The organism is Gilliamella sp. Pas-s27 (assembly GCF_009795865.1).
GTDB lineage: Bacteria > Pseudomonadota > Gammaproteobacteria > Enterobacterales > Orbaceae > Gilliamella.
The window spans coordinates 1-13845 of the sequence record NZ_WTEW01000013.1; the positions used below are offsets into that span (position 1 = coordinate 1).

12 protein-coding genes are annotated in these 13845 nt (G+C 36.9%); 8 read left to right on the plus strand and 4 right to left on the minus strand.

Annotated features, from left to right (window positions below):
- Positions 1-58: 58 nt before the first annotated feature.
- The 5 genes from GQ589_RS06275 (at position 59) to csdE (ending at position 4236) form a co-directional block, all read left to right on the plus strand.
- Positions 59-451, plus strand: a complete 393-nt coding sequence (locus tag GQ589_RS06275; protein WP_160425195.1) for a hypothetical protein — start codon at positions 59-61, stop codon at positions 449-451.
- A gap of 182 nt (positions 452-633) precedes the next feature.
- Complete coding sequence (locus tag GQ589_RS06280) at positions 634-1629, plus strand: peptidase U32 family protein (RefSeq protein WP_160401102.1); 996 nt, start codon at positions 634-636, stop codon at positions 1627-1629.
- An 83-nt stretch (positions 1630-1712) separates the two neighbouring features.
- On the plus strand, positions 1713-2591 hold the full coding sequence (locus GQ589_RS06285; protein ID WP_160401103.1) for a U32 family peptidase: 879 nt from the start codon (positions 1713-1715) through the stop codon (positions 2589-2591).
- Positions 2548-3771, plus strand: a complete 1224-nt coding sequence (gene csdA, locus GQ589_RS06290) for a cysteine desulfurase CsdA (protein ID WP_237399194.1) — start codon at positions 2548-2550, stop codon at positions 3769-3771. Before GQ589_RS06285 ends, csdA begins: the two co-directional genes overlap by 44 nt.
- A gap of 69 nt (positions 3772-3840) precedes the next feature.
- On the plus strand, positions 3841-4236 hold the full coding sequence (gene csdE, locus GQ589_RS06295; protein ID WP_160401104.1) for a cysteine desulfurase sulfur acceptor subunit CsdE: 396 nt from the start codon (positions 3841-3843) through the stop codon (positions 4234-4236).
- A 48-nt stretch (positions 4237-4284) separates the two neighbouring features.
- Here csdE and dolP read toward each other — a convergent pair whose 3' ends face one another.
- Positions 4285-4863, minus strand: coding sequence for a division/outer membrane stress-associated lipid-binding lipoprotein (gene dolP, locus GQ589_RS06300; RefSeq protein WP_160425197.1), 579 nt, complete (start codon positions 4861-4863; stop codon positions 4285-4287).
- Between the two features lie 242 nt (positions 4864-5105).
- On the opposite strand from dolP, the gene GQ589_RS06305 reads away from it, so the two are divergent.
- Both GQ589_RS06305 and GQ589_RS06310 read left to right on the plus strand, forming a co-directional pair.
- A complete protein-coding gene (locus GQ589_RS06305; RefSeq protein WP_160412690.1) occupies positions 5106-5804 on the plus strand; it encodes a DUF1266 domain-containing protein in 699 nt (232 codons plus the stop codon).
- Entirely contained in the window at positions 5801-8500 is a 2700-nt protein-coding gene (locus GQ589_RS06310) for a J domain-containing protein (RefSeq protein ID WP_160425199.1), read from the plus strand. Before GQ589_RS06305 ends, GQ589_RS06310 begins: the two co-directional genes overlap by 4 nt.
- A 65-nt stretch (positions 8501-8565) precedes the next feature.
- Here GQ589_RS06310 and GQ589_RS06315 read toward each other — a convergent pair whose 3' ends face one another.
- The 3 genes from GQ589_RS06315 to xthA form a co-directional block, all read right to left on the minus strand.
- Positions 8566-10236 carry a molecular chaperone HscC gene (locus GQ589_RS06315; RefSeq protein WP_160401108.1) on the minus strand — a complete coding sequence of 557 codons (1671 nt, stop codon included), beginning with the start codon at positions 10234-10236 and terminating at the stop codon, positions 8566-8568.
- A gap of 135 nt (positions 10237-10371) precedes the next feature.
- A complete protein-coding gene (gene xseA / locus GQ589_RS06320; protein ID WP_160425201.1) occupies positions 10372-11706 on the minus strand; it encodes an exodeoxyribonuclease VII large subunit in 1335 nt (444 codons plus the stop codon).
- Between the two features lie 30 nt (positions 11707-11736).
- Positions 11737-12543 carry an exodeoxyribonuclease III gene (xthA, locus tag GQ589_RS06325; protein WP_160425203.1) on the minus strand — a complete coding sequence of 269 codons (807 nt, stop codon included), beginning with the start codon at positions 12541-12543 and terminating at the stop codon, positions 11737-11739.
- A 115-nt stretch (positions 12544-12658) separates the two neighbouring features.
- Here xthA and tyrA point away from each other — a divergent pair, with 115 nt between their 5' ends.
- Positions 12659-13780 carry a bifunctional chorismate mutase/prephenate dehydrogenase gene (tyrA, locus tag GQ589_RS06330; RefSeq protein ID WP_160401111.1) on the plus strand — a complete coding sequence of 374 codons (1122 nt, stop codon included), beginning with the start codon at positions 12659-12661 and terminating at the stop codon, positions 13778-13780.
- Positions 13781-13845: the final 65 nt, after the last annotated feature.

Consider the following 13845-nt stretch of genomic DNA (forward strand, 5'->3'; position numbering starts at 1 on the left):
AACATGACACCAATTGAGTATAAAACACTAAAACAAGCAGCTTAATTTTCTACGTGAGTTGTGTACTAAGTTTGGGATATTTACAATATGGTATGCCGATGAGGCACTAAGCAAATGGAACGAAGTTGATGACTTATTTGAAGAAGAGAAACAACAACAAAAAACGCTGATTGCAGCGGGATTAGATGAGTGGAGAATCACCGAGCTTTATCAGCGTGATATTGCGATGAAAAAAGTAGACGAAGCGCATGAACATGTCAAAACAAACTGGCAACTAGAAAAAGCGCAACGCATTAAACCCTCACTGTGGTGGCAACGAGTGGCACAAGCACAAGCGCAAGCTCAAACAACCAGCACAGAACAAAGCAATGCGAATACACCGAAACTATCCAATCTATCAACTGACGGCAAGGCGTGGTTTATTCCTCCCGTGGCGATGATGGATTTGTAAATACCCCACCGTATTTTTTCCTCCATTTATAAAAAGTTAAATTATTCATGTCATATTTTTGACGGTGGTTAGAGTACACTATCCATTTTTTAAACATAACAACCGCTTTCCATTCGCATTAAACTCAGAATTATTGCATAATACACAGCGTATAAAAGACCAAATTTAAGTTAGGAATAATTATGGAACTTCTTTGTCCAGCAGGATCTTTACCATCACTAAAAGTCGCCATTGATAATGGTGCTGATGCTGTTTATATTGGTTTGAAAGACGATACCAATGCCCGTCATTTTGCTGGTTTGAATTTTAATGAGAAGCGTTTGATTGAGGCATCGGATTATGTGCATAAACGTGGCAAAAAGCTACATATTGCCATTAATACCTTTGCCCACCCCGATAATTTTGAACGTTGGCAATATGCAGTTGATACTGCAGCCAATATTGGTGCTGATGCGTTAATTATTGCTGATCTTGCTATGCTTGATTATGCGGCTGAAAAGTACCCCCATCTTGAGCGTCATGTTTCTGTGCAGGCGTCATCGACCAATGAGGAGTCGATTAAGTTTTATCATAATAACTTTCAAGTCCATCGTATTGTTTTGCCGCGTGTGCTTTCAATGCATCAAGTTAAACAGTTGTCACAAGTGTCACCGGTTCCGCTCGAGGTGTTTGCTTTTGGTAGCTTGTGTATTATGGCCGAGGGGCGATGCTATTTGTCATCCTATTTGACTGGCGAATCCCCTAATACCGTTGGCGCATGTTCGCCTGCCAAATTTGTTCGTTGGGAAGAGACCGAAAAAGGACTGGAATCAAGACTGAATAATGTGTTAATTGATTGCCATAAAAAAGGCGAAAATGCAGGTTACCCAACGCTATGTAAAGGACGCTATTTTGTTGGTCAGGAGCTTTATCACCCTATTGAAGAACCAACAAGTTTAAATACCATTGAGCTATTGCCTGAACTGTTTGCCGCAAATATTGCATCGGTCAAAATAGAAGGCCGTCAGCGTAGTCCTGCTTATGTTGAGCAAGTCACTAAAGTGTGGCGACAAGCCATCGATCGCTATAAAGCCAATCCGCAATCGTTCCAAGCCGAACAACGTTGGATGGATACGCTTGGTTCGGTGTCAGAAGGCACACAAACAACATTAGGCGCTTATCACCGTAAATGGCAATAAGGTGAGTTAGCAATAGGTAATGTGCTAACAGCATCAACGTAAATCATTGAAAAAGATCTAACATAAATATAGTGAGCAAAACCATGAAATACGCATTAGGACCAGTGCTTTATTATTGGCCTAAAACTGAAACAGAAGCTTTTTATTATGCCGCTAAAGAGAGTCAAGCGGATATTATTTATATGGGCGAGACGGTTTGTACTAAGCGCCGTGAAATGAAAGTCGCCAATTGGCTTGAGCTGGCAAAAGAGATTGCTAAATCTGGCAAGCAAGTCGTGCTGTCAACACTGGCTTTACTTGAGGCGCCCTCAGAACTTAATGAGTTGCGACAATTAGTAAATAATGGCGATTTTTTAGTCGAGGCCAATGATTTGGCGGCAATTAATATTGCGCAAGAACATAAGTTGCCGTTTGTTGCAGGTCCTGCCATTAACTGTTATAACGCTTTAACATTAAAGTTATTACAAAAACAAGGCATGGTGCGTTGGTGTATGCCGGTTGAGCTGTCGCGCGATTGGTTGAGTAATGTGCTTAAACAGTTTGAAAGTTTGAATATTGCACGAAATTTTGAAGTCGAAGTGTTCAGTTATGGTTATTTACCTTTGGCTTATTCAGCTCGCTGTTTTACGGCAAGATCGGAAGATAAACCTAAAGATAAGTGTGAAACTTGTTGTATTAAGTATCCTGTTGGGCGTGAGGTGTTTTCGCAAGAACAGCAAAAGGTGTTTGTGTTAAACGGTATTCAGACCCAAAGCGGTTATTGTTACAATTTAGGCAATAATCTTAAAGAGATGAAAGGATTAGTCGATATTGTTCGTATTTCACCTCTTGGTGTTGAAACGCTTGATGTTGTAAAGCAGTTCAAAGCTAACGAAGATGGGTTAAATCCACTGACAATTGAACATAAACGAGACTGTAATGGTTACTGGAATGGGATTGCCGGACTTGAACTTACCCAATAAGCATTTTCTGCCTGAACAGTTTCGAGAAAATTTTCCTGCGCTCAATCATGATAGCGTATATCTTGATTCGGCAGCAACGGCACTTAAACCACATGCCTTGGTCGATGCAACACGGGTGTATTATGCTCAAAATACGGCTACAGCAAAACGTAGTTTGCACCAAGATGCATTGCAAGTCACTTCCACAATTGATAAGACAAGGAAAAATGTTGCCGATTTTATCAATGCTAAAAGCAGCGCTGAAATTATTTGGACTCGGGGGGCAACCGAGTCAATTAACTTAATTGCCCAGAGCTATGCTCGCCCATTATTGCAACCAGATGATGAAATTATTGTGAGTGAATTAGAGCATCATAGCAATTTGTTACCCTGGTTGATTGTGGCTGAGCAAACTGGCGCTAAAGTCGTTAAGTGGTCATCGGATGTTAATGCGTTGTCGTCGTTAATGTCAGCGAAGACTAAAATTGTTGCAATTACCCAAATGTCGAACGTGACGGGGTTTTGTCCTGATTTGGCTGCAATTAGTTATATTGTTCATCAATATGATGCCGTTTTGGTGGTGGATGGTGCGCAAGGTGTTGTTCATCATGCAATTCATGTTAACCAGTTAGATATCGATTTTTATGCCTTTTCTACCCATAAGTTGTACGGTCCAACGGGGCTTGGTGTTTTATATGGTAAAAAGGCATTACTTGAGCAGATGTCAGTTTGGCATGGCGGCGGTAAAATGCTAAAAAGCGCTTCGTTTGATGATTTTATTCAAGAAGATCTTCCTTATAAATTTGAAGCCGGCACACCTAATATTGCCGGTATTGTTGGTTTTAATGCGGTACTTGAGTGGTTAAAAAGTTGGGATAATAGACAAGCAGAAAACTATACAAAACAGCTAGCTTATTATGCAAAATCGCAACTAAGCCAATTTGCCGATATTCAATTTTATAGTGAGGATGATAGCCCGATAATCACTTTTAATATTAATAATATTCATCATAATGATATTGCTATTTTGTTAAGTGAACAAAATATTGCTATTCGTACTGGCGAACTTTGTGCTCAGCCTTTGATGAATAAATTAGGTTGCCACGGTGCAGTGCGTGTTTCATTGATGCCATATAATAATCAGCAAGATGTGGATAAATTTATTTCAGTGCTACAAAGTACGATTGAAATATTGGTGTAATGTTATACTAATCGGTATCTGATTTTGAATATTTGTTACACAATAATCAACCATAAATAGGTCAATATTATGCTATCACAGCAAGCTTTAATCGAATTATTTTCACAGCAACATTCTTGGCAAGATCGTTACCGGCAGCTTGTGATGTTAGCAAAGCAATTGCCTGATTTTCCTCAATCCCAAAAAACAATAGAAAACCAAGTGAATGGCTGTGAAAATCGCGTTTGGCTGACTTATCAAAAACAGGCTGATAATACCTATGTTTTTAGCGGCGATAGCGAAGGGCGAATTGTGAAAGGGTTATTGGCTGTGTTAATCAGTATTGCTAATCACAAAACAGCACAGCAAATAGCTGCCATTGATTTCCAATCGGTTTTGCATGAATTAAAAATTACTGACGAACTGAGCCAATCTCGTTTGCAAGGGCTGGAAAAATTGATTGAGCGCATTGAGTCGGTCCTATAAATAGGAGGCTAATTAGCCTCCTATTTATAGTCTATTTTTTGTTATTGGTTAATTGTTAATATCAGTAAATAGGGTGACAACTTTCTTCACACCTCGAACTTTACTTGCCAGCTCTGCCGCTGTTTTACCTTCTTGTGATGAGACAATACCAATTAAAAATACTTCGCTATTTTCAGTAACAACTTTAATGTTGCGTGCTTTGGTTTGCGAATTCAAAATCAGTTGAGATTTAACTTGAGTAGTTATCCAAGCATCATTGGTAATAGTTCCTGCTCCAACCGGTTCACCAATACGAATTTGGTTATAGACTTTTTTTACTCCTTCAACTTGATAAGCTAGACTTTCGGCTTTTTCGATTTGTTCATTATTTGCTTGCCCAGTTAAAAGAATATTGCCATTATAAGTGCTCATAATAATGCGCGATCCAATAAAGAACGGCCCATTGTTTTTAATTTTCATACTCATGCGTGAACTAAGTGTTGTATCATCAACTTGGGTACCCGCAGTACGAGGATCCGTAGCAACTTTGGCCGTAGCCCCTGCACCAATCCCTATAACGGCAGCAACGCAGCCTTGCAACATTAATGTACAAGAGATTAACATTGCCATTATGACGATCTTTTTCATTATAGCTCCTTATGATTTATTATCCTGTAATAATCAAATCCCAATATATTTGGCTTTATTATGCCTTGTAGAGGTTGATTTGCAAAATAATTTTATAATTTATGCCAGTATGTAGCATGGGTTTAGCATTTCATTAGACTTAACATCATCATAATTTTTACTTGAATTTCGATTTTTATTTTAATAAAAATCTGCTATCTTTTGTCAAGAAGTAAAATAAATCAGATGATTGGAATTGAAATATGAATCAAGATTGTATCGATTGGCTATATGGTTTATCTGCGCCAATGGTCGCTTTAAATAAGAGATATGGTGCAAGTTATACGTCACCATTTTTTTTCCCCGACAGAACATTTGTTGATATGGAGGATGATTGGGGAATAGATTCTCGACAAAAATTACTAAACTGTGTGTTTGATATGGTTGATGATGGGCATGCACCACCATTATCGCGATATTATGCAATGTATTCTAGAGTGTCTGAATCACAATGGCGTGATTATTATCAAGCACAAGATGATTATCAAAAAATATTAATGACGTTCGTTGAACAAACTTTTTGTGTATGCGGCTACGGTGGTATTCGTAGTTGGGATTATGCCCGTATGGGATATTTGCTACGCAATGGTACAACCAATAAATATATTACTGAAGAAGAAGCTCTGTGGATTTTTTCAAAAATTGCCGAGCGTTCTCAATATTTTTATAGTTCTTGGCATCACTATTTTGCTGGTTGGTCGATTGGGTTTCAATATTGGGAAAATCTCAACAATAAAGAAGATCTTGAAGCATTACGCTGCGAATTAACCCGATCATCACAAACATATACCATGAAAATATTAACTAACGACAAGGATTCACCTTGTAATCGCCTACCTTGGTATACAGAAATCGTCGAACTAGAAAAACCAGAATCACTAGCGGAGTATGATTGGTCATGAGTACAAATTTTTGGCAATTATTAGGCATCGAAAAAACAACAGACACCGCGGTTATTCGTCAAGCATATCGTGTAAAGTTACCGTTATATCATCCTGAAACGGATCCCGATGGCTTTAAAGCACTGCGTGAAGCTTATGAATCGGCAATGAATTATGCTAAATCGCCCGAAACAGCTGTTGATGAAATGACACAGAATTCAGAACAAGCAGCGCCACAACTAACAGAAGAACAAATCAAAGCAAATGAAATTTGCGAGGCTTATCAAGCCCTGTTAACCGATCCAATGCGATGCTATAACATTGATGAATGGCAAAAATTTATCGGTTCATTCTATGACTATCCGATGACAGTTATCGATTCGGTAAAATGGCGACTATTAGAATTAAGTTACAAAACAACAGATATATCTGAGTCATGTGTCAAAATTTTAGCCGATAATTTACGCTGGCGTCAGCAACTCATGACACAATTCACTGATGAATATGAAAAATATGATAATTATTTAAATAACATTGATCGCGGTGATTTATTTGATTACACATGCTTGCCAACAACCAATAAAACACTACAAAATGTAACTATCGATTATATATTTTATGCCAAATGGTTATTTTGGGAACGTAGTTCGGAAAATGTTTGTGCATTTTTAGCTCAAGATACAGTTATTTATCTTCCTGATGATAAGAAATTTATGCTTGAGTTTTCTCATTGGTATAGTAGTGCGAACCTAAAAAATCAATCTATTTTGGATTATGCTTTAAAATGTATTGATGAAGGCGATGAAGACGAAAGTATTATTATCGAATGGAAATATATTGCCGCTATCCAATATACTTTGCTCGAAGACAAACAAAATGCCTTACAAGCTTGGTTAGAGTTGTATTATTCAGGTCATTATCAACAAAAAGCAGAAAGCTGTATAGCGGGGTGGTGTGTTTATTTTGAAAAAAATTACTTCCCATTATTAGTTATGGCGCTGAACAATAGTTATTGTGTCGCTGTCGATAAAACAGAAAATTATTTACATACTATCCCGCAAATAACGGCAACCACAACAGCACGATTAGCCGCATTAGAGAATATTGACGAGTATCCAAAAGAAATTATCGATTTTGTTAATTGGGCTTTGGATACAAACTGGAATTACAAACAAGTCTTATCAACATTGTTACTTGATGACGGCAATAATCGATTATATCGTTTATATCGACATGCCATTATGTTACGTCACGGTAATGAAATATTATTACAAGAAATTTTAGACGATCAAAGCGATGATCCATTTGAACAATTTATTTTGCAACATTTGCAACGCCAAGCAAGGCAACATCTTGCATGGCTTACAAAGCTTTCACCCGTGCAAGAATTTAAGGCATGGTTATTTGATAACAATGAAAAAGCCAAAATTCCGCCCCAATTCGATCCCGATAAAGATGGCAAGCAAGTTTTATATGGCCGTTTATGGTTAGATAGGTTTAACGATATTCCTGATATTGCTAAGTCACATTTATATCAAAGCATTCATTATTCAAATATGGAAATGTTTGATTGGTCTATATTTTTAAAATTCAATGATTATTATCAATTACCAAAATCCCCAGAACTTTCGGTTATCGCTAATAATAAAGAAGCTTATTGGCAATGGTATCGTCGTTATTTATTAATTGTCGCCATTAATTGGGTTCCATTAGAAATGGCAAAATTTCTTCAACAAGAAAACAATACTTTTATTATCGAGGAAGATAACCCGTTTAAACCATTAATAGAGATATTTAAGCATGGCAACTGGCAAAATGAAACAGAGCTATATAACCTGATAAATAATGATAGTGAACTAATTAATTGTGTTTTAATTAATTACCCAGATTCTATTGAATGGTATATTGATTCACCTAACTACATTGATTTTGACGATATTGAGCAAAAAATAGAGCAAATATGGACACAAAAACTGGCAAATAGAGATCCAATTTATTTAATGCTGTTGTACATAATTGTACTAAATAAACCTGAGCAAAAAAATAAATTAGATACAATGTTACAAAATATTACTGGTGATAATAAAGAGTTAATTAAAATAGCCAAAGCTCTACAAAAGAATTGGATTACACCATCTTTTGATCGCCAAAAAAACAGTTATCCTAAACAATTAACAAAAATAACAAACCTTGCTGAACGTTGTTTGTCTAGCTATTACGGTATATGTGATGACGATGAACTTGAAACATTAGACAGGTTTAAAAACAGTAGTGACAATGATTTAGTCTTACGGCTTTGTGCATCATTACTTATAGCAAAAAATAATGAAAATGGACAAAAACTGGAATCACAGTCATTACCTAAAAATAAATGGTGGCAGTTTTGGCGTTGGAAAGGGCGAACCAATATAAAAGGTTTTATTATACAATTATGTTGTAGCTTCATCGTGTTAGGCTTGATGAACGTACTTAACAACAATTTTGAATTGAATAGTCCTACTTTTTCTATGATTTGTTATTCCATTGCTGTGACCAATATGGTTTTTGCTTTAAAACGACGTTTTAATGATATCTATAAAGGGGAACCGCTCATGGGTTTTGTGGGCGAAATATTGGCTTATCTCTTATTTTTTGCGCCATTTTGGATTTCTGGCATCAAATACACTAACCGTTTTGGACCGCCAGTAGAAAAAGCAACCAAAGAAAAGGAAAAGTAAACAAAATAAAGTCCTCTTTTTATTTCTAAAAAAGAGGACTTTTTATATTTTTAAAATTTTATTGGTTATCGATTCAGATCTTGTAAATTAGCTTCAATTTCACAACGAATTTCGTTAATTTCTTCAGGATTTTGTCTATTTAATGCTTCCATAAAAACTTCGATATATGACCCAATTAATAGTCGTTCATCACCCAGTGATTGTGCCCATGCACGTTCTAACCTTGCCAATAAAGTACGATTTGGCATTTCATCACGAGGATGAATTTTAAGTGCTTTCAAGCGCTCATGACTGTCTTGTTTTTGTTTGTCTGTTAAGCCTATTGGGCTATGATCAATCACTTTGCCATGTTGCTTACCGGTTTCAACCAAAACCACATCGACTTCTAATAAGCCATTTAGATCATAACTAAAGCGAACATCAATTCCTTGTGTTCTTTCCATCGGCGTTAGGGGCACTTCAAACTCATCAATTAAAACGTTGTTTTCAACGCGAGGGTTTTCGCCTTGGTAAACCGAAATACATATCACTTTTTGCTGAGGGTGTGTTGTGTAAAATGTTTTTACTTTTGATGTCGGTACAATGGTATTACGTTCAATAATGGGTGAAAATAACCCACTGACATTATTTGAACAACTTTCAATCCCGAGCGTATAAGGGCACACATCAGTTAAAATAACTTCTTCAACATCGGCATTTCGCAATCGACACGCCGCTTGAACTGCAGCACCTTGTGCCACGATCGTTGTCGGATTGATATGGCGATACGGTAATTTGCCAAATAATTTGGTCACCAGCTCACGTACCACACCCAATTGTGATGAGCCACCCACTAAGACAATATGTTCAAGCTGATTAGGTTTTAAGCGTGCATCATTTAATGCTTGTTCAATTGGTGCTCGTAAGCGATTAAGTAATGGTAACCATAGCGTTTTAGCTCGATTTTCGTTTAAAGAAAATTGCCACTGCTTATCCTGCCAAACCCAAGTTAAGGTGTGTGACTGTTCACCGTTTAATTTACATTTTAGTTGTTCGGCTAAATCTAATAAGCGAGCATAATCATCGGTCGGAATATCTTGCTTTTTAAGATTCCATTCACTCAAACAAGCTTTAACAAGGTCATGCGTAAAATCTTCACCACCTAAATAGTTATCACCAGCAGAAGCGTGCACTTCAATAATCGGCATGGCATATTCAAGTACAGTCACATCAAATGTGCCACCACCTAAATCAAATACTAATGTATTGCCAGATTGTTCTTCGTGTAATCCATATGCCATGGCTGCGGCGGTTGGTTCATTAATTAAACGTACCGCATTTAATCCTGCTAACTCAGCAGCAAACCGTGTTTGTTTGCGTTGTTCATCATTAAAATAAGCTGGAACCGAAATAACCACATCATTAATTTCTTGTTTTAAAAACGCTTCGGCATCAGCTTTAAGTGATTTTAAAACCATGGCTGAAAGTTCAGTTGGTGTAAATTTTTTGTCACCTAATTCAAATACTTTATTTGAACCTAAAAAACGTTTAAAAGCCGCTGCGCTACGATTAGGATGTGTAGTTAAACGAGACAACGCCGCGTGTCCAACTAAAATAGAATCGTCTTCATCAATACTTACTGCAGATGGTGTAATAACTTCACCAATTGAGTTAGGGATAAGGACTGGTTTGCCATCTTGCCAAACACAAATTAAGCTGTTTGTCGTACCTAAATCAATACCGATTGGATAATGCATAAACTCTCTGAATAATATCGCAATTTTTTATTGCTTGGATTATATACTAATGCTCACCTAAATTGCAAAAATCAGACAAACACTTAGTAATAAACGAGTTATAAACGACTCATAAATCATTTTTAAATAATATTTTCACTTATCAATTTGGGTAACTTGACTAACAATACTGCCTTTTTTTAGCTTTGTAATAATTAATTCACCAACAGCAACTTGTTCAGGAAGGCGAACCACTGTGTTATTTTGATTTGTCGTAACAGAGTAACCTCTTTCAAGTGTCGCAAGTGGGCTGACGCTATTAAGTTGGGAGGTTTGTAAAACAAATTGGTGTTGAGATTGAGTCAGTTTTTGCTGTACTAAATGAATAATTTGTTGCTGCTTTTGACTAACAAGCTGCTGAAAATGGTAAATTTTATTTTGTGGCGAAACACGTGATAACCGTTTATCTAATTGATTAGAGTAGTTTGATTGCCTGAGCAAATATTGCTGAATATTATCGTATAATGTGTGGCGATAAGTGAGCAGCGTGTTTAGCTGTTTTGCTAACTTTGTTTGTGGGTGCTGAGTTTGCAACCGATGATACCATTTATTTAGTTTTTCTCGACTCTGTATTAAGTAGTAATCCATCGCCATAGATAAATGCTGCTGTTGAACTTGTAAGCGCTTGACCTGCTCTAGGCTATCTTGGCTAACTAATTCGGCAGCGGCCGATGGTGTTGCAGCTCTAATATCGGCAACAAAATCAGCAATGGTGAAATCAATTTCATGCCCCACCGCACTGACAATCGGTAGTTGACTTGCAAATATAGCCCTTGCAACGATTTCTTCGTTAAATGACCATAAATCTTCAATCGATCCTCCACCTCGCCCAACAATTAAGACATCACATTCTTGACGAATGTTGGCAATTTGAATCATTTTAGCAATTTGTTCAGCCGCTTCAATGCCTTGTACTTGCGTTGGGTAGATGATCAAATGCAAACTTGGATCACGACGTTTTAATATCTGGCAAATATCATGCAACGCAGCCCCCGTTGATGATGTAATAATACCAACGGTGCGGATATTTTCAGGGAGTGGCTTTTTATAAATGGCATCAAATACCCCTTCATCTGAAAGTCGTTTCTTTAACTGTTCAAATTTTTGTTGTAATAACCCCGCACCTGCGGGCTGAATTTTATCAATAACCAGTTGATATTCACCACGAGCTTCGTATAAGGTTACTGTTGCTCTAACTAAAACTTGTTGCCCATTTTGTGGCGTAAAACCAGCCCGAAAATTACTGTTGCGAAACATCGCACAACGTACTTGTGCACTATCGTCTTTTAACGAAAAATACCAATGACCTGATGATGGGCGTGAAAAGTTAGAAACTTCGCCCACTAACCAGACCTGCCCAATTGCATCAGACAGTAAATCTTTAACAATTTGATTAAGATCTTTGACCGATAAAACCGAGCTGTTTTGCATGTGATGATCCTTTATTGCGATGATACAGATTTATACTAAATCAAATTTAGCCCAAATAGGTGCATGGTCTGAGGGTTTTTCCATTGCTCGAATAGTATAATCAATCCCTGTTTGTTGGCAATGTGATAGTAATTTTTGGCTAGCTAAAATTAGATCAATCCTAAGTCCTGTATCTGTTTCAAACCCTTTTGAGCGGTAATCGAACCATGAATATTCCTGCTTTGTTGGATGTTCGTTACGATAAGTATCTATAAAGCCAAGTGACATTAAATTGCTCATCCATTCACGCTCTTGCGGTAAAAATGAACATTTACCCATACGAAGCCAGCGTTTACGGTTTTCTTCTGAAATACCAACATCCAAATCCGTTGGGCTAATGTTCATATCGCCCATAATTAAAGTTAATTGATTATTTAATTGGTGCTTTTGTAAATGGCAAACCAGATCTTGATAAAACTTACGTTTAGCTGGATATTTAGTTTCATGATGTAAACTTTCGCCTTGCGGGAAATAACCATTAATTACGGTTAAATTTCCTTTACTAGTAGGTAATTCAACCATAATTAAACGGCACTGAGCTTCATCTTCATCGGTTGGAAAACCACATTGCACTGACAGTGGTTTTTGCTTTGTTAGTAAAGCAACTCCGTAATGTCCTTTTTGTCCATGATAGTTTAGGTAATAACCAAATGGTTCAAGCTCAGCAATAGGAAACTGATCATTATGAACTTTCGTTTCTTGTAAACCAATTACATCAGGCTGATATTTATCAATTATAGCTGCTAATTGGTGAATTCGAGCACGAAGGCTGTTAATATTAAATGAGATAACATTCATGTTGATTTATTGTCTTGGATTTGATGTTCTAAATACGCATCGTACCAAAAATACGTTATACTGTTAAGCTATTACAGAAAAAGCAACTCTTTGTGATAATAAGGAACTACCCAATATGTCTACGGAACTACTTGCCTTACGCGATAAAATCGATGAAGTTGATCAATCTATTTTATCCTTAATTGCAAAGCGATTAGCGTTAGTTGCCGAAGTTGGCGAAGTAAAAAGCAAGCATGGTATTCCCATTTATGATCCTAAACGTGAAGCCGATATGCTCACTAAAAGACGGCAAGAGGCTGAAAAGCAAGGTGTTTCTCCTGCTTTAATTGAAGATATTTTACGCCGTTTGATGCGTGAATCTTATATTAGCGAAAACGACAAGGGATTTAAAAAAGTCTATACAGGTCAAGGGTCTGTCGTGATTGTTGGCGGTAATGGGCAAATGGGTCGGTTATTTGCTCGGTTATTTACTTTATCGGGCTATCAGGTTAAAACATTGGGTTCAAAAACAATGCATCAAGCAGCCGAAGTTGTTGCCGATGCAATTGCTGTTATTGTGACCGTGCCAATCAATAAAACTTGCGAAATCATTAAACAATTACCACCATTACCCAAAGATTGTATTTTGACCGATTTTACATCCATAAAAACTAAACCACTCAAAGCAATGCTTGATAAGCATCAAGGCCCTGTGGTTGGTTTGCACCCAATGTTTGGTCCTGATGTGCCAAACTTAGCTAAACAAATCATTGTTTATTGTGATGGACGCGAACAGGCAAAGTATCAATGGTTAATTGAGCAAATGCGGATCTGGGGCGCTAATCTATGTGCAATTACGGCCAAAGAGCATGATAAATGTATGTCATTCATTCAGGCATTACGCCATTTTACCTCTTTTTCATATGGTGTAAATTTACAACGTGAACAAGCAGATTTGGAGCAACTTATTGCATTATCATCACCTATCTATCGGCTTGAACTGATGATGGTTGGACGCCTATTTGCGCAAGATCCTGAACTTTATGCTGATATTATCATGGCATCTGATGATAACATTGAATTAATCAAACGTTATTATGAATGTTTTGGGGAAATGGTTAATTTAATTGAACAACGTGACAAAACTAAGTTTATAAAGAACTTTAATGAAGTTACTCAGTGGTTTGGTAGTTATGCCAATCGCTTTATCAAAGAGAGTCAAGGATTATTAAAATTTGCCAATGATAATCGAGAATAACTTCATATTAACCGGTGTATTTTTCTGAAGTTTTTTTACAAATTAAAATATACTGTTTATCAAAA

Coding starts and splice junctions, on each gene's coding strand:
- csdE (WP_160401104.1), top strand. CDS start 3,841: ATGCTATCACAGCAAGCTTTAATCGAATTATTTTCACAGCAACATTCT.
- GQ589_RS06285 (WP_160401103.1), top strand. CDS start 1,713: ATGAAATACGCATTAGGACCAGTGCTTTATTATTGGCCTAAAACTGAA.
- GQ589_RS06315 (WP_160401108.1), bottom strand. CDS start 10,236: ATGCATTATCCAATCGGTATTGATTTAGGTACGACAAACAGCTTAATT.
- dolP (WP_160425197.1), bottom strand. CDS start 4,863: ATGAAAAAGATCGTCATAATGGCAATGTTAATCTCTTGTACATTAATG.
- tyrA (WP_160401111.1), top strand. CDS start 12,659: ATGTCTACGGAACTACTTGCCTTACGCGATAAAATCGATGAAGTTGAT.
- csdA (WP_237399194.1), top strand. CDS start 2,548: ATGGTTACTGGAATGGGATTGCCGGACTTGAACTTACCCAATAAGCAT.
- xseA (WP_160425201.1), bottom strand. CDS start 11,706: ATGCAAAACAGCTCGGTTTTATCGGTCAAAGATCTTAATCAAATTGTT.
- GQ589_RS06305 (WP_160412690.1), top strand. CDS start 5,106: ATGAATCAAGATTGTATCGATTGGCTATATGGTTTATCTGCGCCAATG.
- GQ589_RS06280 (WP_160401102.1), top strand. CDS start 634: ATGGAACTTCTTTGTCCAGCAGGATCTTTACCATCACTAAAAGTCGCC.
- xthA (WP_160425203.1), bottom strand. CDS start 12,543: ATGAATGTTATCTCATTTAATATTAACAGCCTTCGTGCTCGAATTCAC.
- GQ589_RS06310 (WP_160425199.1), top strand. CDS start 5,801: ATGAGTACAAATTTTTGGCAATTATTAGGCATCGAAAAAACAACAGAC.